The sequence below is a fragment of the Polyangiaceae bacterium genome, assembly GCA_020633235.1.
GTDB lineage: Bacteria > Myxococcota_A > Polyangia > Polyangiales > Polyangiaceae > JACKEA01.
This window is the reverse complement of the sequence record JACKEA010000007.1, coordinates 561081-584586: the sequence shown is the minus strand read 5'-3', so window position 1 is coordinate 584586 and position 23506 is coordinate 561081. Positions and strand designations below refer to the sequence as shown.

Below are 23506 nucleotides of genomic sequence, written 5' to 3'. Positions count from 1 at the left end.
TCATATTACCTTTTGCTCATATGAATGTGAACTCATTCACTTCTGGAACTATGTTTCAAGGATAGGCTTGATTTTCTCAATGTGAATATTAATTTTCGTGAACATGGCTTCGAGGCTAGCTCCCACCACCTGTCCCGTGTGCTCGGGCGCCCTGACCATCGCGCGGCTCGGGTGCACTTCCTGCGGCACCGCCTTGGAAGGGGACTTCACCGCTGGACGCCTCGGTCGCCTGAGCCGCGAGCAGCAGAGCTTCGTGGAGGTGTTCCTCGAGTGCCGCGGCAAGATCAAAGACGTCGAGCAACGCTTGGGCATCTCCTACCCGACGGTGGTGTCGCGTCTCGACCAAGTCGTGCAAGCCCTCGGCGCGCCCATCGATCCGCGCGGCTCGCACATCGACGAAGTTCTGGAGTCCCTCGCTCGCGGGGACCTGACTCCAGAAGAAGCCGCCAAGCGCCTCAAGGGCGAACGGAGATGAACATGTCCAGGATCACACCTCTTCCTCTCGACGAGCATCCGCGGCTGGAGCTCGACGCCGATTTCGTGCACGTCCACGTCGTGCCCGTGGAGGCCGGCCAACAGCCGTTCGTGGAGGTGCTCGGCGAGATGTGCAGCTCGGTGGACGTGTCCGGAGGCGGTGGCACCACGCGAGTACGTCTCGCCCATCCAGGGCAAAATGGCACCAAGGAGCAGAGTATCTTTCGTCCTTGGTGGGATGGCCGCTTCTGGGACGCTTCTTTCTGGGAGCAACGCTGGAAGGAGGACCGCCACGGGAAGTTACGGCTACATGTCCCGCGGGACGGTCAGCTTCGGATCCTCTCCAACGCTGGACGCGTCCACGTGGAACACTTGTGGGGCTGTGACCTCTCGGTGGAAGCACACGCCGGACGCGTGACGCTGGACGACGTGACGGGGCGCCTGCGTCTCGAGACGCAGGCGGGGCGCATCGACGGTACGGGCATCGGCGGAACCGTGGACGTCTCCACCAGCGCCGGGGCGGTGCGACTGGACATCGCGTTCTTGGCCGCGGGGCGCCACACGATTCGAACCAGCATGGGCGCCATTCGCGTCGCCCTGGCCCGGGGCATGCCGGTGCACATCGACGCCAAGACGTCCCTCGGATCGGCTCGAGTCGACTTCCCGTCTCTGGCGGACGCCGACGCTTCCCTGTTCTTGGAAGCGGATCTGGGCGCGATCCGGGTGAGCCCCTCGAACGAGACCTTTCGCGGTGTGGTCGAACCCGTACCCGTCGCCCGAGAACAAGCGCCGGCCCCCGCCGTCGATCCGTATCGCAGCGCGGGCGCTCCCACGGACGCGGAGCTGCAGAAGATCTTGGCACGGGTGGCCGACGGATCCCTCTCGCCGCAGGCCGCCCGCGAGCTTCTCCGCGCCATGGGCATCAGCTGACGCGTCAGATTTCGGAGCGTCGCGGCCAATACCCTCTACGTGAGGTCTTCACGTGGAGGAAACATGAAAAGCCTGAAGTTCATCTGGCCCCTCGGTCTGTTCGGATTCCTGGTCACGGCTCCGGAGGCCCACGCCACGGATCCATCGATCTACCTGACGGAAGCCGCCGGCAGCGTGTGTCAGCCTCGCGCCGGCCTGGGTTCGGCGAACTACACCAACTTCGGCCGCATCCAGAACGAGCACACCACCCAGCAATTGCAGATGGACTGTCCTGTTCCCTTCATGGTGGACCGGAGCTACGGCGACCCCCTCCACGTGTACGTGAACCTCACGGGAAACGGCAGCAACATCAGCTGCACCGCCTTCGTGGAGAAGCTCACCGCGTTGCCCAGCAGCCCTGACTTCTTCTCGGCGTTCGCCAGCACCAGCGCCGTGGGTGCAACCCAGCTGAGCATGAGCCTGAACGTGTTCGAGGGGCTCTCCGATGGCGTGCTCCACGTGTTCTGCACGCTGCCCGCCAAGACGGCCAGCGGCGCGGCCGAGGTGCGCGGCTTCACGGTGCTGGACTGAGCCATGCGGTGGGATGTCTTGTGGATCGCGACGGGAGCCCTGGCGGCGGTGACCGCTGCGGTGTTGGTGCAAAGGCCGAAACCCGCGGACACGGCCTTGACCGAGCGCCTCGAGCGCACGGAGGCGGAGCTCGCCCACGTGCGGGAGTCCCTCGCCGAAGTGAGCCGGCGACCGAGCTTCACCCGAGAGATCGTGCGTCAGGTGAGCACGCCGACGACGACGGCCGAAGCGGAGGCCGCGCCGGCCACGACCAACGAGCGGAGCGAGGTGGATCCCGTGGAGCAGGCCACGGAGGATCTCGAGACCCAAGGCACGGATCCGAGCTGGTCCCTTTCCGCGGAGCGAAAGCTTGAGGGCGCCGTTCACATCGATGGCTCCCAGCTGAAGGACGTGCGCTGCGGCACCACGCTGTGCCGCATGACCTTCAGTCATGCCGACGACACGGCGGTGGAACGCTTCCGCGAGAACATCGCGGCGGCCAATCCGTTCTCCGAAAGCTATGTGTTGGTACACCGAGAGGGGCAGAACAGCGTGGTGTTCGTCGCCCGCAGCGGGCAGTCCCTCATGGCGCAGCGCTGAGCCTCACGGGCAGTCTGCCAGGCTCAGCGCCGAGGTGTACAGCTCCGGCGCACCCCAGCGGGTGTCGGACCAGGTGACGAGCAAGTCCGTCGGTCCGGCTTGAACGGCCGAGACCTCCAGGGCGTTCTGCGTGCTCAGGATCGAGAACTCGTTGCCCATCGGCAAGAAGCCGCTGCTTACGGACGACGTCAAGAACCGCCGCATGCGGATGTCGTTCGGCTGCGTCCAGATCAGGTTGATCACGTTGGGATTCGACTGCGTGATCGCCATCTGCGGGTGCAAGCTGGAAGACAGGGTCACGACCAGGTTCGGGCTGGCCGTCTCGCCGCGATTCAAGCGCAGACCGTTGTAGCTGAAGTGCCACGCGGAGACCCAGGTGGTTCCGTCGTACAAGAGCGCCGTCACCTGCCCACTGGAGCTGGAATCCATGGTCACGTTCGGCTTGGTCTTGGAGCCGTCGGGATTCACCAGGATCAGATACACACCGTAGCCGTAGCCGCCGACCAGGATGCCCCACTCTCCGCTGGGCGACACGGCCATGGCGGGCTTGCCGCTGCTGGAGCAACTGGCCGTGATCGCGTTCACCGGATCCGGCGTGGCACCGGTGGCCCCGATGCGCTGGAAGTAGACGGTGTTGGAACCCTGGTTGCTCAAGGCGTAGCCACCGTAGGTCGACGACCAAGCGATGGACGGCGTGCCGTTGTAGGGCAGCTTGGTCCCGGCGGTGTTCGTGGTGATGTTCTCGGCGGCAGCGACGGGCGTGCCGTCCGCGCCTATCCTGCGGAACATCACCGAGCCGCTCACGGTCCACACCACGCCAAACTCGGAGCCGGTCCACACGATGCTCGGAGAACTCAGCACGCCGCCCCCCGTGGTGAGCGCCACGTCTGGTGTCTTGGCGCGGGTGCCGTCCGCGTTGAGCAGCGCGAAGTACAGATCTGCCGGCTGTGTGGAGAAGCCGGCAGGGTTCTCCTGATACACGACGCCAACGTGGGAACCGGACCACGCCGTCGCCGGCATGACGGTGTCCGTGACGGTGTTGGTCAAGCGCGTTGCTGCTCCCACGATGGGCGCATCACAGGTGCACTTGCCGGCGCTACAGATCTGCTTCGAGCTGCAGGCGATGTTGCAGCTTCCGCAGTGGGCGGGATCCATCTGCAGATCGAAGCACTGGGACCCGCACAAGGTCTGGCCCGCGGTGGTGCACTTGCAGGAGTAGTTCGAGCACGAAGTGCCGGCGGGGCAGGCGTTGTCACACGCCCCGCAGTGGCTGGAATTCATGATCGTGTCGGTGCAGGTGCCGGTGGACGCGCACCACTTCTCGCCGTAGTTCGCACACTTGCAGGTGCTGTTCTGGCAGATTTCGCCGGGGTTGCAGGCGTTGTCGCAGGCGCCGCAATGGCTGGCATTGGCCAACGTGTCGGTACAAGTACCGGTGGACGCGCACCACTTTTGCCCCGTTGTCGGACACTTGCACACGCCGCTGACGCAGCTCTCTCCGGAGTTGCAGACGTTTCCGCAGGAGCCGCAGTTGTCCGGATCGCTGGACAACGTCTTGCATTGGTTGGTCGCGACGCAGAAACCCTGACCCGTGGGGCACTTGCACGTTCCCCCGCTGCACGTCTGACTCCCGGGGCACACGTTGCCGCACGAGCCACAGTTGTTGGCATCCGTGGAGGTGTTGACGCAGCCGTTCCCGCAATCCGTGTATCCACTCGAGCACGAGCACGTGCCGCTGAGGCAATACTTCCCAGCAGGGCACACGTTGCCGCACGAGCCACAGTTGTTCTCGTCCGTGCTCAGATACACACAGGACCCGTTGCACGACGTCTGCGTGGTGTACGGACACGAGCACTTGCCGTTCAGGCAGTACAATCCCACACCACATACGGTGCCGCAGGCCCCGCAATTGGATTTGTCCGTGGACGTGTTCGTGCAGGCGCCGTTGCACAGATTCGGCGTCAGCGTCGGACACGTGCAGTTGCCGGCGACGCAGCCCTGACCCGTGGCGCAAGCGTTGCCGCAGCTGCCACAGTTGTTCGCGTCCGCCTTGGGGTTGATGCAGGTGCCGTTACAGGCAAGGTAGCCCGTGAGGCTGCACTCACAGCTGCCGTCCACGCACAGCTGGCCCACGGGGCAGCTGTTACCGCAAGCGCCACAGTTGCCCTTGTCGGACTGCAGGTTCACGCAGCCCGTGGAGCAGTAATCGGGCTTGCTGGTGTCGTAGCACTTGCACTCGCCTTTGAAGCAAACCGTGGCGTAGGGGCACTTGTTGCCACAGGTGCCGCAACTCTCGTCGCTGCTCTGTAGGTCCACGCAGCCCACGCCCGGGCAGTAGTCCTGCGCGTCCCCTTCCCCGCAGGAGCAAACGCCGTTGTCGCAGCTCTGGCCGGATGGGCATACCGTGCCGCAACTGCCGCAGTGGCCCGGATTGGTGTCCAGATCCACGCACACGCCGTTGCACTGAAAGGGTGCGTCCGGCGGGCACTTGCAGGTGCCCTGCGAACAGATCTGCCCGGTTTGGCACGCATTGCCGCAGCTGCCGCAGTTCTGCGGATCGTTCGCTGGGACGGGCTTGCCGTTGCAGAACTGGCAGTCGTCGATGAGGCCGTTGCAGTCGTTGTCCGCGCCGTCCCCACAAACCTCGGATGCTGCCGTAGGAGCACAGGCACACACCGGCGCGTTGTAGTTGGCGCCTTGCAGACAGCCCCAGTTCGGCGAGGTCGGACAGCTCACGTCCCCGGTGCAGCCGTGGGTGCAGATGCCGTGGCTCGCATCCACGCGCACGCAGAGGCCGGACGCGCAGTCCTCGCTCTCCTGACACGGCTCGCCAAACTGCCCGCTACCCGGGACGTATCCCGAAGCGTTGTCGTCCCCGGAGCTGCAACCTCCCAAGAACATCGCCAACGCCAGCAACAGGGCCTGAAGCGCCCGCCCCGCAAACCTGCTCTCTCGCATGATGTACCCGCCCGCTTGGTGTGCAGAGTATCGCCCATGCAGCAACGCGGGAGAAGCGGATTGCGCGGGGCATGACGCTCGTCACGCCACTTGACAAGCGCAACGAAGCCACTTGCGACAGAAGTGGTCGCTACTTCACGACCATCTTCATGATCGTGCCACTGCTGCGGTTGGTCCAATAAATGCTGGTGTCGTCGATGGTGATGCCCCACGGGTAGCCCTGCCCGGTGGCCAGGGTCTGAGGCTTGCAGACCCCAACTGAGCAGCGCTTCACCGTTCCGTCATTGCGATTGACCCAGTAGACGTTCACGCCGTCGGTCGCCACGCCCATGGGCTGGGCCTGGGAGGACGCGAGTTGGCCGTTTTCATGCCGGTTCGCCGCGGAAGCTCGCGCCCCGAACCGCGTCAGGGGCAACTCGAGAAGTCGACCGGTGCCGCGTACAGCTCCGTCGCACCCCAGCGATTGTCGGCCCACAGCGTGAGCATCGATCCCGACCCCGTGTGCACCGCCGTCATGTCGATGGCGTTCGGGGTGGCGAGGATCGAAACCTCTCCGCCCAAAGCCGTGAGAAAGCTCGTGGACGAGGTGGGCACGAGGAAACGACGCAGTCGAATGTCGTTTGGCTGGGTCCACACGAGCTCCACGGCTCCGGTGCCAGAAAGCGTCGTGCTCACGTTGTAGTGGTCGCCGCCCTTGGAGGTGAAGGGAACTGCCGTGAATGGGCTGTTGAGCGTCTCGCCTCGGTTCACGCGGATCCCGCTACCTTCGTAACGCCAAGCCGAGAGCCACGCGGCGCCGTCGTACACCAAGGAGACTTCGGTCGCATATGTGTACACTTGGAGGGTCGTCGTGGGCTTGGTCTTCGATCCGTCGGGATTGACGGGCACGAACTTGAAATCATACCCGCCACCGCCGCCCACGAGGATCCCCCACTCGCCCACGGGAGAGACTGCGAGCTTGCAGTTACCATCGAACAGCGCGCCCAAGATGTTGATGTGATTGACGGCCTCTGGTGCCGTGCCGGTTGCGCCGATCCGCTGAAACCCCACTTCACTCGAGCCGAGGCTGCACAGCGCGTAGCCACCATATGTCGGGGACCACGCCAGTCCCAGTGGCGAGATGTAAGGCAAGATCGGCCCTGGCGTAGCCAGGTTGATGTCGGCTGGTGCGCCCAGCAGCGTTCCGTTCGCGTCCAACCGCTGGAACATCGCGGAGGTGGACCGTCGATACGCCACCCCGAACTCCGTCCCGGTCCACACGATGCTGGGTTGTTCGCGGACCGATTGCGTCGTCGTGAGCGCGATGTCGGGACTCTTCGCGCGAGTCCCGTCCGGGTTCAGCAGGGCAAAGTACAAGTCACCCCATTGTGATGAGCCAGCCGGATTCTCGATGTAGACCACGCCCACGTGGGTGCCGCTCCATGCGGCGGCTGGCCGCGCAGCATCCGTTGGAGTCGTCGTGAGCCGCAGTGGCGCGCCCACGATGGGCGCCGGGCAGCCGCACTTGCCCGCCGTACACACCTGATTGCCCGAGCACGCGTTGCTGCAAGACCCGCAGTGAGCGGGATCGTTCTGCAGATCGTAGCAATCCGTGCCGCCGCACAGGGTCTGTCCGGCCGTCAGGCACTTGCAGGTGTAGCTCTGACACTGCGTCCCGGCAGGGCACGCCTTGTCGCACGCACCACAGTGGCTGGAGTTGTTGGAGATGTCCGTGCACACGCCCGTGGAAGCGCACCACTTCTCCCCCGACGTGGGACAAGCGCAGTAACCGTTGCTACACGCTTCTCCCGGGTTGCAGGCGTTGGCACAACTGCCGCAGTTCTGCGCGTCCGTCTTCAAGTCCACGCAAGCGCCGGACGCCGTGCACCAGGTTTGCCCGGTGGGGCACTTGCACGTACCGCCGCTGCAGAGCTGGGTGCCCGGGCACACGTTGCCGCAGCTTCCGCAGTTCTGGGTATCGGTCGAGGAGTCCACACACTGCGCGCCGCACGGAGTGAGCCCAAAGGTCGAGCATTTGCAGGCACCGACCAGGCAGTATTGATTCGACGGGCACACGTTGCCGCAGGCACCACAGTTGTTCGAATCCGACTGCAAGCTGACGCAGGCGCTGTCGCACTGGACCTTGTCCTTGTCGCAGGAGCAGGCACCCGCCACACAGGTGAGATTGGAGGGGCACTTGTTGCCGCAGGCGCCGCAGTTGTCCGGGTCCGTCGCGATCGTGGTGCAGCCCGTGCTGCAGGCGTCCGGCTTGGTCCAAGGGCAGCTGCAGCTGCCGTTGGAGCAGTTCTGACCCGCCATGCAGGTGGCGCCGCAAGACCCGCAGTTCGCCGGATCTGCATTTGGGTTCACGCACTTTCCACCGCACGTGATGTACCCCGTGGCGTAGCACTGACACGCGCCGTTGCTGCAGATCTCGTCCGCGTTGCAGCCATTGCCGCAGCTGCCGCAGTTCGCGTGGTCCGCTTGCAGGTTCACGCAACCGGCGGGGCTGCAGTAGTCCGGTTTGAAGGCGTCGCCGCACTCGCACGCGCCCTCCGTGCAGTGCGTGCCGGAGGGGCACGTGACACCGCAGGCACCACAGTTGGAGTCGTTGGATTGAAGGTCGATGCACCCGGCACCGTCGCAATAGTCCGGCGCCACGGCGTCGGAGCACACGCAGGCGCCCTTCTCGCACGTCTGACCGGCCGGACAGGCCGTGCCGCAAGCGCCGCAGTTTTGCCCGTCCGTATCCAGATCCACGCAACTGCCACCACACTCGAACCCCGCGTTTGGGGGGCACTTGCAGCTTTTCAGGGAGCATATTTGATCCGGCCGGCAGGCGTTGCCGCACTCGCCGCAATTGGCCGGATCGTTTTCGGGGATCGCTTTGCCGTTACACAGCTGGCAATTGTCGACCAAGCCGTCACAGTCGTTGTCCGCGCCGTCTCCACAAACCTCTGAATCGGAATCGGGAGCGCAGGTGCAGACCATTGCGTCGACGTTGTCTGCCTTCAGGCAGCCCCAGTTGGTGGAGCTCGGGCATGCCACGTCCGCACTGCATGCGTGAGAGCACACGCCGCGTCCGTTGCCGAGGTTCACGCACACGCCCGAAGCGCAGTCCTCCGTCTTCTGACACGGCTCGCCGAACTGCCCCGGGCCTGGTTGGTAGTTCTCGGTGGGCGGGTCCGACGACGAACACCCCAGCGTGAACAGTGCCAAGACGACGAGAACGCGGGAAAGGACCGCCAGCGCGTGGGTTCTCATGGGTAGACCAGTTGGCAACCGGGTTGCAGCTCGCACGTGGCCTCACTCAATTCCGTGCAGGGGGTGGCCGTGCCCTCGCAGCCCAGGTCCCAGGCACAGTACAGCTGATTGATGCAGGTCGTGGACGACGAGAACAGATCGCACGACCAGGCAAAGCCGCTGCACTTCTGGTTGTACGAGCTCCACACGCAGCCCTGCTGCGAGATGCAGCTGTAGGACGAATGCAGGCTCGAGCAGAAGTTGGCGCTGCCGACACAAGTGCCTTTGACCTTGCATCCCTGAGCCGTCGGACACTGGCCGGCAACCAGTTGGCCGCAAGGCGTGGCCGCGCCCGTGCAATAGGGCTGGCCGCCGCCGGTTCCGGACGCTCCGCTCGCACCCGCCGCGCCCACTCCGCCAGTGCCGGATCCGCCAATACCGGATCCAGCCACGGCGCCGCCACCACCAAAGCCGCCACCACCGTTCCCCGCACCGCCACTTGCGCCGGCTGCGAGCGTGCTGGCGTCCACGTCCACCATGCCGCCGGGAGGTCCCAGTGGTGCGTGACTCGCTCCCGCCTCGTCACCACCACCACAACCCGCAACAAGAGAGGCAAGGAGCACGAGCTCGACGCTTCGTTTTGCCATTCTGTATCCCACCCGCTTTCCCGGAGAGTATGGAACACGAAGCGCCGACGCCACAATCGCAGACTGCCGCTCGATGCTCGTCGAGCATGATACGCATCATTCACTTGACGCGGACCACCTCCCCGCTTGCGACCGAACTGGTCGCTGGATCGGTTTGTCGGGGCGGCGCGGAACCTCGCGGCGCCGTGCGCGTCGAGGTCACGACGTTGCACGGTCGGAAGTGCGCGTCGTCGTCGCGCGGTTTCCGCGGCGTCACGACAATCCAAATCAGACGATTGCCCTGGGCGCGGCGAGCCCGTCGGGGATTCTCCATCGATGCACGCATTGCTCGCCATCGGCGCCGGCGGTACGCTGGCGGAGCACGGCGCGTTGGTGGCGAACGAGGATGGCGAAGGCAGACGAGCAGCGCGAGAGTGCCGACACCGTGCGCACGGGACCTTCACGTCCTACGGCAGGCAACGTGGCGGTGGGCGACCAGGTCGGCGACTACACGCTGCTCTCGTTGCTGGGCTCCGGTGGCATGGGCTCCGTGTTCGAGTCTCGCGGCGCGGACGGAGCTCCGGTCGCTCTGAAGGTGATGCGCCCCGAAGCGCTCAGCAAAGAGCTGGTGAGTCGCTTCGCGCGGGAAGCGCGGAGTGCCATGCGCATCGACAGCGAGAACGTGACGCGCGTGTTCGCCGTCGACACGGCGCACGATCCGCCCTTCATGGTCATGGAGCTGCTCTCGGGTCGCGACCTCGGGTCGACCTTGGCAGAGACCGGACCACTGCCGCCCGCCGTTGCGGCGCGTATCATCGCGGATGCGTGCATGGGCTTGGCCGCGGCCCATGACCTGGGCTTGGTGCATCGCGACATCAAACCCAGCAACATCTTCCTTCACCAGAACGCCGACGACACCATCACCGTGAAGCTGTGCGACTTCGGCGTGGTGAAGCAAGATCTGGCGCTGGGGAACGAAGCCACGGCGCTGACGCAAACCGGAGGGCTGGTCGGCACCCCGGCGTACATGTCGCCGGAGCAGGTCCAAAACCCCAAGGCCGTGGATGCTCGCAGCGATCTATGGAGCATGGCGCTTTCGCTCCATGCGGCGCTGTGCGGCCAGAAGCCTTGGGCCGACAGCAAGGACTTCGGGGAGATCCTGGTGGCTCTGTACACCAAGGACGTGACCCCGATTCGGGACGTCGCGCCTTGGGTGAGCGCCGAGCTCGCGCGGACCGTGCACGCCGGACTTCGGCGCGACCGCGACGAGCGCATCGGCAGCGCCCGCGAGCTGGCTGCCGAGCTCGAACCGCTGGCCACGCCGAAGCCACTCTCGAAAGCCGAGCTGCGTCCCCTAGCGGACCACGAACGCAAGGCTCCAGCGGCCGACGCCGGGGAAGTGAGCAGCGCGCCGAAACGACGCGGCACCTGGCTGGTCGCCATTGCAGCGGTGGCGCTCGTGGGCGCTGGGTCTGCCTTGGCGCTACGCCAACGCAGCGAGCCGCGACCCGTGGCGTCGGCGGCGCCACCAAAGTGCGAGACGGCAAAGGGCTGCAGTGACCGCCTGGGAGCAGCGGCACGCTGCCGATCGGACGGCGCGTGCGTCGCCCTGGCTTCACCGCAGTGCAGCGTGGAAGCGACGCCGGACGTCCTCCGACGCGACGACACGTTCTGGATCGGCACGATGTTCCCGGGGAACGACCGCGCCGTCTCCCTCGCCGTGCGCGAGATCACGAAGGTTGCCGGAGGCGTTCCGTCCGGCACCGGCAAACGTCCGCTCGCGGTGGTGGCATGCAACGACGCCGAAGACCCCAAGGCGGCGGCACGGCACCTGATGGAGACCCTCCGGGTGCCGGTGATCATCGGGTTCGGGTCGCGAGAGAGCGCCCTCGGTCTCGCGCACGGTCCCCTCGCCGAGAACGACGTGCTGGTCGTGGCGGCGATGAACGCAGGCGTGTCCGCGACCCCGGTCGGTACGCCGCGACGGGTGTGGCAGAGCTCCGACGACGACGCGCGGACGCGTGCCATGCGGAAGCTGGTCACCGACTTCGCCGAACCGAAGCTCCAACCCAAGCTCCGCGGCCAGGCCCTGGAGGTGAGCCTGTGCGTGCCCCAGGAATCCGACGCCCCGGCGCTGACGGCGGCAGCGCTCGGTTTCGACGCCCGCGACGGCTTTCAGAAGGTCACCCTTCCGGCGGCAGGTGCCGAGGGCAACGGTGACGAGGCGGCGATCGCCAAGCTCGTCGACCATCGGCCCCACATCGTCGTCATACCAAATGCCGACGACGCCACGCTGGCACGGGTCGTCGCCCCGCTCGAAGATCGCTGGGATGCGAAAGCGAAGCACCGGCCGTTCTACGTCGTGGGCGCGTCCCTCGATGCCAAGGGGGCGCTGGCGGACCTGATCCGGCGCCATCCTTCGCTCGCCGATCGCCTCGTGGGCCTCGCGCCCAGCACCGCTGCCGTGACTGCGGCATTCACGCGGCGCTACGACGCCGCGTTTCACGACGCTCCGTCGCCGACGGATGCGGCGCTCTACGACGCCGTGTACCTCGCGGCTTACGGCGCAGCGGCCGCGCGGACCGAGGGCTCCCTGGCGCGCGGCATCCCCCGCTTTTCGCCCACGGGAGAGCCCGTGGACGTCGGCCCCATCGACCTGATCAAAGGCTTTGCGGCGTTGAAGGCCGGCAAGAACGTCGACCTCCGGGGCGCGCGGGGCCGGCTGGCCCTCGACCCGAAGACGGGCGACGCGCTGGTGGACTACGCGGTCGTCTGCGCAGAGCCCACGCCCACTGGCGTGCGGATCATCGACACGGGCCTCGCCTACGATCGCCAAGCGGACGCGCTGACGGGAACGTTCGTCTGCCGCAGCGAAGCTCCGGCGCCTTCCACGCCGGAAGTGGCCACGGCGACCGCTCCCCGCCAAGAACACGAGGACCTGCCGAGCGCTGCCGTGATCGATCTACCCAAGCCGGTGCGCCTGGTGCTGGAGCAGTACGCCGCAGTGCTGCGTGAGAGCCCGAACCTGGAGGAATGCGCAAAACGATTCTTGCGCATCGCAGGCGGGAAGCTCGTGAACGAGGACGGAACGGCCTTGGCGCCGAGCGTCCAGCGATTCACTCTCGAGCGAGACTTCGCCAGCATCAAGTCCTACGCCCATCCGCTGCGGGTCACGCGAGTCACGAAGCAGCTGGACACGACCAGCGGCTTCGGCGCGACCTTGATCCGCGGAGACGTCTACAAGATCTGGATCGCCAAGAAGCCCGGGGTACCCGGTCCCCCCGCGCCGGTGTCCATCCTGTGGCCCAAGGGGCACGCGACGATCCAGCAGCCGAAGATCATCGGGATCGGCAGTCTGTAGGCCGGCGCCGTGACGGGAGTCATGGCGGAGCGCGTGCCGGGTTTTCACGCCGCCGGGTAGTGGGACAGTGGGTGCGATGAAGCGCCTGTACTCGGGGAACCAGATGGTCGCGGAAGCGGCGGTGCGCGCGGGCTGCCGTTTCTTCAGCGGATATCCGATCACGCCGGCGTCCGAGATCTACCGCGAGATGACGGAACGGTTGCAGACGTCGGGGGACCTCGCCGTGGGCGCCCCGGACGAGATCAGTGCCATCTGTTACGCCATTGGTGCGGCGCAGCGGGGCGCCCGCGCGATGACCGCCACCAGCGGTCCCGGGTGGGCCCTCATGATCGAGGCGTTTCAGTACGCGCTGATGACGGAGACGCCGCTCGTGGTCGCGGTGGTCCAGCGCTTGGGGCCGAGCACGGGCGGCGCGACGCAGGGGGCACAGGGCGACGTGCTGCTCACCGAGATGGCGACCTCGGGCGGCTACACGGTGCCGGTGCTGGCGCCGTCCAGCGCGGCCGAATGCTACGAGCTCACGCTCCGAGCCTTCGACTGGGCGGAGCGACTGCGCACGCCGGTGGTGCTGCTGAGCGACAAAGAGGTGGCGATGACCTACGAGGCGCTGGACCTCGACGAGCTGCCGCGGATTGCCGTTTCCGAGCGACCGACGGCCCACGCCGAGGGTTACCGCGCGGTGAGCTTCACCGCGCCGGAGGACGTGCCACCGTTCGCGCCCCTGGGCGGAGCCTTGAAGGTCACCACCACCGGCTCGGCCCACAACAAAGATGGCCTGCTGCGCAAGAACGACCCGGAGACCCTGGAGGTGCTGCGCCACCTGGAGGCGAAAGTGACGGCGCGCCGCCACGAGATCGCGGACCTCGTCGTGGACGCCGAAGGCGACGCGGACGTCGCCGTGCTGAGCTTCGGCATCACCGCCCGCGCCGCACGTCAGGCCGTGCTGTCCGCCCGCCGCGCGGGCCGGCGCGCCACCTTCGTCGGCGTGCGCTCGCTGTTTCCGATCCCGGCGCAGGAGATCCGCGCCGCCCTGGGCGGCGCTCGAAGAGTGGTCGTCGCGGAAGAGAACCTGTCCGGCCTGTATCGCCGCGTGCTCGCCGCGGAGCTCGACGGCGTCACCCTTTGCGGCGTGAACGCCCTGGGCGCCATGATTCGCCCGGACGCCATCTTGGAGGCGCTGTCATGACCTCGCTCTTGGCCGACCGCAAGATGCCCTATTGCCGGGGCTGCGGCCACGGCGTGGTCGTCAAGCAGCTCGCGGAAGCGCTCACGGCGCTGGACGTCAATCCCGAGCGCGTCGCGCTCACCAGCGACATCGGCTGCGTCGGGCTCGTCGATCCGATGTTCCCGTCGCTACACACCGTGCACACCATTCACGGCCGCAGCACGGCCATCGCCGCCGGCGCGGTGCTCGCAGATCGCGTCCTCTTCGATGGCCGTCTGAAGAACGTCGTCATGATTGGCGACGGCGGCGCCACCATCGGCCTGCTCCATCTGACGCAAGCCGCGTTGATGAACGTCGACGTCACCGTCCTTTTGCACAACAACATGCTGTACGGCATGACGGGCGGGCAACACTCCGCCCTGACGCCGGAAGGCTTTTCCACGTCCACCACCCGTGGCGGCAACTGGCTCCCGGCGCTCGACATGGAGCGTCTCCTGCAAGGCTGCCACGTGGGCTTCTTCGCGCGAAAATTGGCGACCGACGCCGATCTCTCGGAAGTGATCGCGGAGGCCATCGCCTACGACGGTTTCGCCCTGGTCGAGATCCTCGAGCTTTGCACCGGGTTCGGCGTGCCGCTCAACAAGCTGAGCGGCAAGGCATTGCGCGAGCGCGCGGAAGCGGAGGGTCACGAGCTCGGGGTACGCATTCGCCGCGACGATCGCCGTCCGTACCACGCGCTGTACCGCGAGCGCTTCCCCGGCGCGTCCGCAACCCCCGGCGCGCCGACCCCCGCAACGTCCTTCACGCACGCCCTCGATCGTCCCTACGCCGTGGTCGTCGCCGGCACCGCGGGGGAGCGCGTGCAGAGCGCGGCCGCCATCTTGGCGCAGGCGGCGGTGCTTTCCGGCTTGCACTGCATCCAGAAGAACGACTACCCGGTGACCGTCGGCAGCGGCTTCTCGGTGTCCGAGGTGAAGCTCAGCCCCGAGCCCATCCTGTACACCGGCACGGATCGACCCGACGCCATCCTCGTGGTCTCCTCCGATGGCCTGGCCAAGGTCGACGTCAGCCGCCCGGACGCCCTCGTGGTCGGCGACGACACCCTGACGCTCCCAAAGCACGCGCGACGCTTGCCGCTGCGCAAGGAGCTCGGCGCCACCAGCGCCGCCCTGGGCGCCATCGGCGCGTTCGTCGCGCGCACCCGGCTGCTCGACCCCACGGCCCTCGAAGCCGCCGCCCAGATCGTCAGCGCCCGCCACGCGGGGGCCGCGGCGGCGACGCTGCGGGCCGGAGCCGCGTTGGACCAACAAACAAAATAAAAGCAGTTTCCAACACTTACAGCTTGACCAAATCCATCCGGGGGCTCGTGCGTAAAACGAATGCTCTCACGGAGGCGAGGATGAAGGTCAAGAGCGTGGCGGTGCTTTCGGCGGTGGGGATGTTGCTGACGAGCGTGAGCGTGTGGTCGCTCACCAATCCACGGTCCAAGCCGGTGGCCCCCACGGGGGAGCTCGGGAGCAGCCCGCTTCTGGTCGACGACCCGCCGGCTTCGGCGCTCACGCAGTTCGAGCAAGACGGAACCCTCGACCTCGAAGGTCGCGTGGGCCACGCAAAGCTCTTGGCGGACAGCCCGGGCGAGACCTTCGTGCTCGCCAACGTGCGCGCCTCCGACGTTGCAGCTTCCACGCCCGCGCCCCTCAATCTCGCCATCGTGCTGGATCGCTCCGGCTCCATGAAGGGCCGGCGTCTGGAGAACGCGCTATCAGCGGCACGTGGCATGATCCATCGCCTGCGCGACGGCGACGTGGTCAGTGTCATCACCTACAACACGCAAACCGACACGGTGCTGCCGCCCACCACCATAGATTCACTGTCGCGGTCGCGAGCGGATGGCGCGCTCTCGGGGGTGACGGCGCAGGGCGACACTTGCATCTCCTGCGGCATCGACGCCGGCATGGCGGCGCTTCGACAGCGCAGCGGCATGGTGGATCGCATCCTGCTGCTGTCGGATGGCGAAGCCACGGCGGGCATTCGCGATCTGGGCGGCTTCCGGCGCTTGGCGGATCAGGCGCGCGGCATGAACTGCGCGATCAGCTCCATTGGTGTGGACGTGGACTACAACGAGCAGGTGCTCTCCGCCCTGGCACTGGAGTCCAACGGCAAGCATCACTTCGCAGAGAACGCCTCGGACGTGGCCCGCGCCTTCGACGAAGAGCTCGCGTCGCTCAAATCCACGGTGGCCAAGGACGTCGAGGTGGAGCTCGCCCTGGCTCCCGGCGTGGAGGCCGTGCAGGTGATCGATCGCGCTTCGCGCCGGGTGGGGGATCGCCTGATCGTGCCCCTGGGTTCCCTGGCCAAAGACGAGGAAAAGACCGTGCTGGTGCGGGTAAAGCTGCCTCGCGGCGCCACCGGGGAACGTCCGCTGGCCGAGCTTTCCCTCAATTGGTCCACCGCGGACGGTCGTCAGGAGCATGCCCGCGGGGACCTCGGGCTCACGCTGGTGAAGGACGCCGCCGAGGTGAGCCGGCTGGATCCGCTGGTGGCCACGCGCCTCGGCAACACCGACACCGCCAACACCCTCACCCAGGTGAACCAGCTGATCAAAGACGGCGACTTGGATCGCGCGTCGCGTCGCCTCCAGAGCAAGCTCGACCAAATCGAGAAGAGCAAGGGCGAGCTCGCCGCGGCCGCACCCGCAGATGAGCGTGCCAAGGTCAACACCACCGTGGACAAGCAAGCGGAGGTGCTGCGCAAGGCCCAGACTCGTTTGAAGTCCGCGCCCAAGCCCAGCGCGCCGGGCGGCAAGCGCGCCGGAGCGGTCGAGGTGCGCAACAACCAAGCTGCCGCGGATCCCTTCCGCTTGTAACGATCAGATTGTCGGTCCGCCGCGGAAACCGCGCGGTCCGATCGGCGCACTCCGTCACTTACCGACGCGCGTCCCTGCGCACTGCAACCGCCGGCGCGGGTCGGCGGGCGCAGAAGGCCAAGGCGCGACAAGTCCGGGACGGAGCGCCGCTCGACACGCCGGCTGGCGGGGTGGCTCGCGAGCGTGATCTCGGCAAGTTCCGCAACAGCACCACCTATCGCGGGGTGAAGCGCGCCTTCGGCCTCTACACCAACATCGGCGGCCTCGGGCAGTCGCTGTCCGACTTCCACGACGACATCGAGAACGGCAACTGGTTCGGCGCAGCGCTCAACGGCAGCGGCTTCACGGGTGGAGCGCTCGAGCTGGGCGGCGCCCTGGCCCGTTCCACGACGCTCTTGCGCTACGGTCGTGTGCTGGGCGCGCCGGCGGCGGTGGTCGGCTCCGGCCTCGTGGGCATTCGGATCGGCACGAACCTGTACGAGAACTATGTCGACCACGAGCAGGCCATGTCCGCCGGTCACTGGGTCGAAGACAAGACTGGCTCGCGCATTCTGGGTGGAATAGCGGCCGCCGGATGGGCCGTGGGGGACGCGATCGCGTCCACCCCGGAGGCCGCGGTGGACTACGCCAAAGAGACCTGGACGTTGGACCCGGACGAGATCGACTGGGGTCGCACCGTCAGGCCGTGGAAGTGGTTCTGAGTCACCGGCACGCCAACGCCAACCACGCTCCGTCCTTGGGCGTGTCGTAGCCCGTGAAGCGGACCTCGTAGCCGTCGCTACAGTAGGGCGCACTTGGTCCCGCCGGCACGAGGCAATAGCCAGGGTCGTCGAGCAGCCACGGTCGTCGACGAGGCCATCCCGATCGTGGCCCACGATGGCGTCGTTCGTCTCCGTCCAGTCCGGCACGCCCTGGCCACGACTCACCGCCGTGACCGCCGAGGCTCCGTTGCCAGCTGCCAACGCGTAGGGCGACCGGCTGCGCCTGCCCTTGCAATCGCCGACTATCGTGGCACTCTACGGCTGCGGTGCGAGGGCATCGCGCATCATGACCTGCTCTTCCTGACCCCGAACCCCGTTCGCAGATGGCGGCAACTGCCGCTGGTCAGGAGGCATGCATGGCAAGTGTGGAAGTCATGGGGCTGTCGTTCGCGCATTCGAACGCTGCCCCGGTATTCGAAGACGTGAGCTCGAGCTTCTTCGAAGGCTGGACCGGGCTCACCGGCGAGAACGGCGCGGGAAAGACCACGCTGCTCGAGCTGCTCGCCGGCGTGCTCGCGCCGGACGCCGGGCGCGTGAAGCGCGAGCCCGCGTCCGCGCGGGTAGTGCTTTGCCGGCAGCGCGTGGAGGAAGCCGACGACCGCGTACGAGCTCTGGCTCGGGCCGAGGATGGCGCCGCGCGGCGTCTGTTCGGTGAGCTGAGCCTCTCGCCGGCGCAGCTCGAGCGCTGGAGCACGCTGTCTCCCGGTGAGCGCAAGCGCTGGCAGATTGGCGCTGCGCTGTGGAGCGAGCCGGCCGTGCTGCTGCTCGACGAGCCCACGAATCACCTGGACGCATCGGCGCGCGAAGCGCTGCGCCAGGCCCTCACCCGCTTCCGCGGCGTGGGCGTGCTGGTGTCCCACGACCGCGAGTTGCTCGACGCCCTGACCACCGTGACGGTGCGGCTGATTTCGGGCCGTGCCGAGACGTGGAGCGGCGGCTACTCCGCGGCGCGGGCGGAATGGCGAGCGGACCGCGCACGCCGCGAGGCGGAACGCGATCGACTGAAGAGCGAGCAGAAGAGACGCGCGCGTCAGCTCGACGCCGCGCGCCGCGTGCGAGAGCAGGCGGCGCGCAGTCTCTCGTCGCGATCGCGGATGAAGAATGCGCAAGACGCCGATGGCCGCGAGGCAGGGCGAAAGTACCGGGCACAGAAGGCCGAAGCGCGACTTTCGCGCAGTGTGGCGACGCGGCGGTACCGCGCCGAACAAACAAAAGAAGACTTGGAGGGCTCGACCGTGGAGCGAGAGCTCGGAGCCTCCGTGTTCGTGGGCTACGAGGGATGTCCTCGGCGTTTCGTGTGCCGTCTGGACGCAGACTCGCTGTCGGTGGGTGGGCGCGTGCTGCTCTCCAACGTGCACCGCGAGGTCCCTCGAGGCGCGCGCATTCGCATCGCAGGGAACAACGGCAGCGGCAAGACGACGTTGCTCCGCGCGCTGCTGCGCGAGGCCTCGCTACCGGCGGAACGCGTGCTGTATCTGCCGCAGGATGCGAGCCGTGCGCAGGAGCACGCGTGGCTTTCGAAGCTACGAGCGCTGCCGCCCGGGGAGCGTGGTCGAGTGCTTTCCGTGGTGGCCGCTCTGGGCTCGGATCCCGGACGCCTGTTGGCGAGCGAGGCTCCTTCCCCCGGGGAAGCGCGCAAGCTCGCCATTGCCTTGGGTCTGGGCAGCCACGCCTGGCTCTTGGCGTTGGACGAACCCACGAATCACTTGGACCTGCCGAGCATCGAGCGACTGGAAGCAGCCCTGGCCGGCTATCCGGGAGCACTGCTCTTGGTGACGCACGACGAGGCGTTCGCCGAGAAGTGTACCGACGTGCAGTGGCAGCTGAGCTGAGACTGACGCTACCATCCCTTCTCGCCCATGCAGCGTCGACCATCCCTCTCGTGCGAAGCGGCCCAGGCCGCCTGGTGCAGCGGCTTGCACGAGACGGACGTCTGCATGGCGCAAGCGACCTGGGAGCGCGCCCTGCGGCTCGAGCTGCAGCTGTTCGACGAAGGCGTCGACTACTTGGCGCAGACCGACGAAATCGAACGCTTGTTGGAGCAGGCGCTGGAGCAAGTGGAGGACGGGGAGCTCCTGGCGCGCGTGTGGCTCTTGCGCGCGCGCGTGCGGTACATGCGAGGGGACATCGCCGAAGCGGTCGACAGCTTCGAGCATGCGGCGGAAATCGCAGAGGAAGCAGGGCTCGGAGAGCTGGCCCTCTTGGCTCGAGCACACGCCAACGCCAACCGCGTTCAGCTGGGCGGAAACGCCAAGCTGGAAGCCTACGAGGTGGAGGACCCCAAGCTTCGGGCGGACCTGTTGTGGTCGGAGACCACGGTGCGCAACCAGGCGGGATACATGCACGACGCGCTGCGCACGGCGCTTCAGGCGCAGCGCTTGTACGAAGCCGCCGACAACCTCTATGGCGTGGTGGTGTCGCGGACCAGCATTGCGATGTTCTATCTGGAGCTCGGCCGCTACGACGACGCCATTCGCACCGTTGAGGCCGTGGACGCCCAGAGTCATGAGCGCTTCGAGCACCTGTTCGCCTACCGGCGGATGATCTTGGGACGCACGCTGGGCAGCCTGGAACGCTACCCCGAGGCGCACGAGTGCCTCCGCCAGGCGCGCGACCTGTATCGGCGCTTGGAGAACGAGCTGATGGTCGCCCTCACCGACATGTGGGAAGCCAACTGCAACATGGCCGAGGGACACTTTGGCGAAGCGGCCAGCATGTTCGAGCGAGCGCATGACGGGTTCGTGGCCATCGAGTACTGGCGCGGCGTGACCTTGGCCCTCTCCGGACAAGCCTTGGCGTGCCAGCTCGATGGCCAGGCCGACCGAGCCCTGGGGCTCGCAGCGCGGATCGATCGCGGCCTTTGCAGCGAGCCCACGACGGTGGCCATCGTGGACCTGCGCCGCGGTCAAATGGCGCAGTTGAGGGGGCCCAACGCGACCCCGCCGGAGGTGCTGTTGGAGGCCGCGCGGTCACGCACGGGGCCAGACGGCCGCCCCATGGTGGAAACCTGCGAGGGATACCGGCAGGCGCTCAGCCTGTTCGAGCAGACGGCTCCCAGCGGGACGAGTCACACGACTCCAACGGTGTTGATCGCGCCGGACTTCTCCTGGATCGAAACCGAGGACGCGCGTTTCGAGCTGCCCGGCGGGCACAAGGTGCGCACGTTGCTCAGCCTCGTGTTCGAGGAGCGTCAGCGCAATCCGGGTGGTTGGGTCACCATCGATGCAGTTTGCCAAGCGCTGTGGCCGGGCGAGCGGATGCGCCCCACGTCACGGACCAACCGCCTCAACGTGATGATCTCCCGCTTGCGTAGGTTGGGCATCGGCAAGCGCTTGGAGCGTTCCCCCAAGGGCCTTCGGCTCGACCCCACGGTCGGATTCGTGATCGGCGGCTGAGAACCGCTGGGACTTACAGCGCTTTGGCGCCCGAGCGCGGATGCGGTGACGGCGCCCCGAGTCCGTCTTACGCTCACCACGTGACCATCATTCGACGCGCCGGATACGAGAGCGCGCGGCTGCGCTTGGCGCGACTTCGCCTGGCCGGCAACACCGCCCGAGAAGTGGGCGCGCAGCGCGCCACGGAGATCAGCGCGCGCAGCTTGAACGTGGAGCGGGTGGGGATCTGGTTGTTCTCCGCCGAAGACATCTTGGAGTGCGCGTTGATGTTCACCCTCTCGAGCGGCAAGCACTCCGCGGGGGAACGACTGTTTGCCAGCCGCTTCCCCACGTACTTCCAGGCATTGCGCTCGGTCCGCGCCATCGTTGCCGACGACGCGATGACCAACTCGGCCACGGCCGAGCTGGCTGGCGACTACCTCCTGCGTCACGGCATCACGGCCATGCTGGACGCACCCATCATTCGGGACGGCTCGGTGGTCGGCGTCGTGTGTCACGAGCACGTGGGCTCGGAGCGCCGGTGGACCCAGACGGAGATCGACTTCGCGAGCTCCGTGGCGGACATCGTGGCTCTGGTGTTCGAGCAAGCGGATCGACTGGAAGCGGAGGCGCGGCATCAGGACCAGAAGGAACGCGAGCTCGAGAACCGGAAGATGGACGCGCTGGAGCGTTTCGCGCGGGCCATCGCCCACGACTTCAACAACGTGCTCTCCACCGTGTCCGCCTTGGGCCAAGCCGTGACCAAGAGCACCGACGCCCGTGCAGCCGAGCATGGCAAGGAGCTCTTGGAGACGGTGGGTCTCGGCACGCACCTCACGCGCCAGTTGTTGGAGCTTTCGCGGAGCGAGGACGCTCCACACGTGAAGGTGAGCCTCTCCGACGTGGTCACCCGACTCGAACCGATGCTCAGAACGCTGATGGCAGAAGTCGGCGGCGAGCTCTCGGTCGTCACCATGCCCACGCACGTAATGGGGGACGAAACCGCCCTCGAGCGAGTGCTCTTGAACCTGTGCACCAACGCGCGGGACGCGCTGGCTACCGGCGGGCACGTTCGCGTATCCCTACGCGATCCACGCCCCGACGAAGAGCTGCCTGCCGGCTTCGTGGTGCTGGAAGTGACCGACGACGGCCATGGAATGGATGAAGAAACATTGGCACGCGTGTTCGAGCCCTACTTCTCCACCAAGCCGGAAGGCACGGGATTGGGCCTCGCCAGCGTGTATGCCATCGTGCGTCAGCTGGGCGGGGAGGTGCAGGTCACCTCTGAGGTCGACGCCGGGTCCAGCTTCGTCGTTGCATTACCGCGGGTCGAGTAGTGTAGGCTGAACGAGAACATCCGAACACGAGGGAGCTCCACCATGGGCATGGGCGCAGCGGAAACCACCAATCACTACCTGCAGCAGGGCTTCGATCTCCTGAAGCTGAGCCCACGGTACAAGACGCTGCTGCTCACACCTTCGCGCGAGCTGCGCGTCGAGATCGCCATCGAGATGGACGATGGCAACATCGGCAACTTCATCGGCTACCGCATTCAGCACGACAACTCCCGTGGCCCGTACAAGGGCGGTCTTCGCTATCACCCGGACGTGGAGCTGGACGAGGTCCGTTCGCTGGCGAGCTTGATGACCTGGAAGACCGCCGTCATCAACATCCCCTTTGGCGGCGCCAAGGGAGGGATCCAGGTGGATCCGCACCAGCTGAGCCGCCGGGAGCTCGAACGCCTCACGCGCCGCTTCATCGATCAGATCGGTGAGCTCATCGGACCGGACCAGGACATTCCCGCGCCGGACATGAACACCAACGCGGCAGTGATGGCGTGGATCTTCGATCAATACAGCCGTCGCTTCGGCTTCTCGCCGGGCGTCGTCACCGGCAAACCGGTAGAGCTCCATGGCAGCTACGGGCGTGGCGCCGCGACCGGACGGGGCTGCCTGTTCGCCATCCGCGAGGTGCTGGCCACCCAGGGCAAGAAGCTCGAAGGCACGCGCTTCGCGGTGCAGGGCTTCGGCAACGTGGGCAGCTGGTTCGCCAGGCTGGCCCACGAGCAGGGCGCGCGCATCACGGCCGTGAGCGACGTGCGTGGTGGCATCGAGAACGGGGACGGGCTCGACATCCCCAAAGTGCTCGAGCACGTGGCCAAGACCGGCAGCGTGGTGGACGCCCCCGGCTCCAAGCCGATCTCGAACGACGACCTCTTGATCAGCGATTGCGACGTACTGGTACCCGCCGCCCTCGGCCACGTGCTGACCGAGGACAACGCCCGGCAGGTGACGGCGAAGTGGGTGCTGGAAGCCGCCAACGGCCCCACCACCGTGGCGGCGGACGAGATCTTCAACGAACGTGGCATCACCTGCATTCCGGACATCTACGCCAATGCCGGCGGCGTCACCGTGTCCTACTTCGAGTGGACGCAGAACACGCAGAAGTTCCGCTGGGCGGAAGAAACCGTGAACTCGGAGCTGGAGAAGCACATGGTGGCGGCGCATCGCGCCATCGAAAAGACGCGCGCGGAGTACAAGTGCTCCATGCGCTCCGCGGCCTTCGTGGTCGCCGCGCTGCGGGTCAAGGAAGCGACGGATCTGCGCGGCCTCGGCTGAGA

The 23506-nt window shown here is 66.8% G+C and carries 17 protein-coding genes; 13 read left to right on the top strand and 4 right to left on the bottom strand.

Features of this window, described 5'->3' with window-relative positions; translation table 11 throughout:
• The first annotated feature begins 103 nt into the window (after nucleotides 1-103).
• The 4 genes from H6717_35905 to H6717_35890 all read left to right on the top strand — a co-directional run bounded on the left by H6717_35905 (nucleotide 104) and on the right by H6717_35890 (nucleotide 2553).
• Nucleotides 104-475, top strand: a complete 372-nt coding sequence (locus H6717_35905; protein MCB9582477.1) for a DUF2089 domain-containing protein — start codon at nucleotides 104-106, stop codon at nucleotides 473-475.
• Nucleotides 472-1404 carry a hypothetical protein gene (locus H6717_35900; GenBank protein MCB9582476.1) on the top strand — a complete coding sequence of 311 codons (933 nt, stop codon included), beginning with the start codon at nucleotides 472-474 and terminating at the stop codon, nucleotides 1402-1404. The genes H6717_35905 and H6717_35900 overlap by 4 nt, the downstream gene beginning before the upstream one ends.
• Nucleotides 1405-1467: 63 nt before the next feature.
• Nucleotides 1468-1974, top strand: coding sequence for a hypothetical protein (locus tag H6717_35895; GenBank protein ID MCB9582475.1), 507 nt, complete (start codon nucleotides 1468-1470; stop codon nucleotides 1972-1974).
• Nucleotides 1975-1977: 3 nt separating this feature from the next.
• On the top strand, nucleotides 1978-2553 hold the full coding sequence (locus H6717_35890) for a hypothetical protein (GenBank protein ID MCB9582474.1): 576 nt from the start codon (nucleotides 1978-1980) through the stop codon (nucleotides 2551-2553).
• 3 nt (nucleotides 2554-2556) lie between these two features.
• On the opposite strand, the gene H6717_35885 is transcribed toward H6717_35890, so the two are convergent.
• The 4 genes from H6717_35885 to H6717_35870 form a co-directional block, all read right to left on the bottom strand.
• The gene (locus tag H6717_35885) at nucleotides 2557-5511 is read right to left on the bottom strand and encodes a hypothetical protein (protein ID MCB9582473.1); all 2955 of its coding nucleotides are present in this window, start codon (nucleotides 5509-5511) and stop codon (nucleotides 2557-2559) included.
• A 130-nt stretch (nucleotides 5512-5641) separates the two neighbouring features.
• Complete coding sequence (locus H6717_35880) at nucleotides 5642-5842, bottom strand: hypothetical protein (GenBank protein MCB9582472.1); 201 nt, start codon at nucleotides 5840-5842, stop codon at nucleotides 5642-5644.
• A 74-nt stretch (nucleotides 5843-5916) separates the two neighbouring features.
• Nucleotides 5917-8754: a hypothetical protein gene (locus tag H6717_35875; GenBank protein ID MCB9582471.1), complete on the bottom strand. Its 2838-nt coding sequence runs from the start codon at nucleotides 8752-8754 to the stop codon at nucleotides 5917-5919.
• A complete protein-coding gene (locus tag H6717_35870) occupies nucleotides 8751-9380 on the bottom strand; it encodes a hypothetical protein (protein MCB9582470.1) in 630 nt (209 codons plus the stop codon). Before H6717_35870 ends, H6717_35875 begins: the two co-directional genes overlap by 4 nt.
• 385 nt (nucleotides 9381-9765) lie before the next feature.
• Between H6717_35870 and H6717_35865 the strand changes: the two genes are divergently transcribed.
• From H6717_35865 to H6717_35825, 9 genes are all read left to right on the top strand, one after another.
• Nucleotides 9766-12720, top strand: coding sequence for a protein kinase (locus H6717_35865; GenBank protein ID MCB9582469.1), 2955 nt, complete (start codon nucleotides 9766-9768; stop codon nucleotides 12718-12720).
• Between the two features lie 76 nt (nucleotides 12721-12796).
• On the top strand, nucleotides 12797-13906 hold the full coding sequence (locus H6717_35860) for a pyruvate flavodoxin/ferredoxin oxidoreductase (protein MCB9582468.1): 1110 nt from the start codon (nucleotides 12797-12799) through the stop codon (nucleotides 13904-13906).
• Nucleotides 13903-15204: a 2-oxoacid:acceptor oxidoreductase family protein gene (locus H6717_35855; GenBank protein MCB9582467.1), complete on the top strand. Its 1302-nt coding sequence runs from the start codon at nucleotides 13903-13905 to the stop codon at nucleotides 15202-15204. The genes H6717_35860 and H6717_35855 overlap by 4 nt, the downstream gene beginning before the upstream one ends.
• A gap of 80 nt (nucleotides 15205-15284) precedes the next feature.
• Nucleotides 15285-16751, top strand: a complete 1467-nt coding sequence (locus H6717_35850) for a VWA domain-containing protein (GenBank protein MCB9582466.1) — start codon at nucleotides 15285-15287, stop codon at nucleotides 16749-16751.
• A gap of 170 nt (nucleotides 16752-16921) precedes the next feature.
• Nucleotides 16922-17452, top strand: a complete 531-nt coding sequence (locus H6717_35845) for a hypothetical protein (GenBank protein MCB9582465.1) — start codon at nucleotides 16922-16924, stop codon at nucleotides 17450-17452.
• A 416-nt stretch (nucleotides 17453-17868) separates the two neighbouring features.
• Nucleotides 17869-19344, top strand: a complete 1476-nt coding sequence (locus H6717_35840) for an ABC-F family ATP-binding cassette domain-containing protein (protein MCB9582464.1) — start codon at nucleotides 17869-17871, stop codon at nucleotides 19342-19344.
• A gap of 27 nt (nucleotides 19345-19371) precedes the next feature.
• Complete coding sequence (locus H6717_35835; protein ID MCB9582463.1) at nucleotides 19372-20907, top strand: tetratricopeptide repeat protein; 1536 nt, start codon at nucleotides 19372-19374, stop codon at nucleotides 20905-20907.
• Between the two features lie 80 nt (nucleotides 20908-20987).
• Nucleotides 20988-22223 carry a GAF domain-containing protein gene (locus H6717_35830; protein MCB9582462.1) on the top strand — a complete coding sequence of 412 codons (1236 nt, stop codon included), beginning with the start codon at nucleotides 20988-20990 and terminating at the stop codon, nucleotides 22221-22223.
• A 48-nt stretch (nucleotides 22224-22271) separates the two neighbouring features.
• A complete protein-coding gene (locus H6717_35825) occupies nucleotides 22272-23504 on the top strand; it encodes a glutamate dehydrogenase (protein MCB9582461.1) in 1233 nt (410 codons plus the stop codon).
• Nucleotides 23505-23506: the final 2 nt, after the last annotated feature.

What these genes read in the sequence shown, in the direction of transcription:
- H6717_35905 (MCB9582477.1), top strand. Translation starts at nt 104, where the DNA reads ATGGCTTCGAGGCTAGCTCCCACCACCTGTCCCGTGTGCTCGGGCGCC.
- H6717_35900 (MCB9582476.1), top strand. Translation starts at nt 472, where the DNA reads ATGAACATGTCCAGGATCACACCTCTTCCTCTCGACGAGCATCCGCGG.
- H6717_35895 (MCB9582475.1), top strand. Translation starts at nt 1,468, where the DNA reads ATGAAAAGCCTGAAGTTCATCTGGCCCCTCGGTCTGTTCGGATTCCTG.
- H6717_35890 (MCB9582474.1), top strand. Translation starts at nt 1,978, where the DNA reads ATGCGGTGGGATGTCTTGTGGATCGCGACGGGAGCCCTGGCGGCGGTG.
- H6717_35885 (MCB9582473.1), bottom strand. Translation starts at nt 5,511, where the DNA reads ATGCGAGAGAGCAGGTTTGCGGGGCGGGCGCTTCAGGCCCTGTTGCTG.
- H6717_35880 (MCB9582472.1), bottom strand. Translation starts at nt 5,842, where the DNA reads ATGGGCGTGGCGACCGACGGCGTGAACGTCTACTGGGTCAATCGCAAT.
- H6717_35875 (MCB9582471.1), bottom strand. Translation starts at nt 8,754, where the DNA reads ATGAGAACCCACGCGCTGGCGGTCCTTTCCCGCGTTCTCGTCGTCTTG.
- H6717_35870 (MCB9582470.1), bottom strand. Translation starts at nt 9,380, where the DNA reads ATGGCAAAACGAAGCGTCGAGCTCGTGCTCCTTGCCTCTCTTGTTGCG.
- H6717_35865 (MCB9582469.1), top strand. Translation starts at nt 9,766, where the DNA reads ATGGCGAAGGCAGACGAGCAGCGCGAGAGTGCCGACACCGTGCGCACG.
- H6717_35860 (MCB9582468.1), top strand. Translation starts at nt 12,797, where the DNA reads ATGAAGCGCCTGTACTCGGGGAACCAGATGGTCGCGGAAGCGGCGGTG.
- H6717_35855 (MCB9582467.1), top strand. Translation starts at nt 13,903, where the DNA reads ATGACCTCGCTCTTGGCCGACCGCAAGATGCCCTATTGCCGGGGCTGC.
- H6717_35850 (MCB9582466.1), top strand. Translation starts at nt 15,285, where the DNA reads ATGAAGGTCAAGAGCGTGGCGGTGCTTTCGGCGGTGGGGATGTTGCTG.
- H6717_35840 (MCB9582464.1), top strand. Translation starts at nt 17,869, where the DNA reads ATGGCAAGTGTGGAAGTCATGGGGCTGTCGTTCGCGCATTCGAACGCT.
- H6717_35835 (MCB9582463.1), top strand. Translation starts at nt 19,372, where the DNA reads ATGCAGCGTCGACCATCCCTCTCGTGCGAAGCGGCCCAGGCCGCCTGG.
- H6717_35825 (MCB9582461.1), top strand. Translation starts at nt 22,272, where the DNA reads ATGGGCGCAGCGGAAACCACCAATCACTACCTGCAGCAGGGCTTCGAT.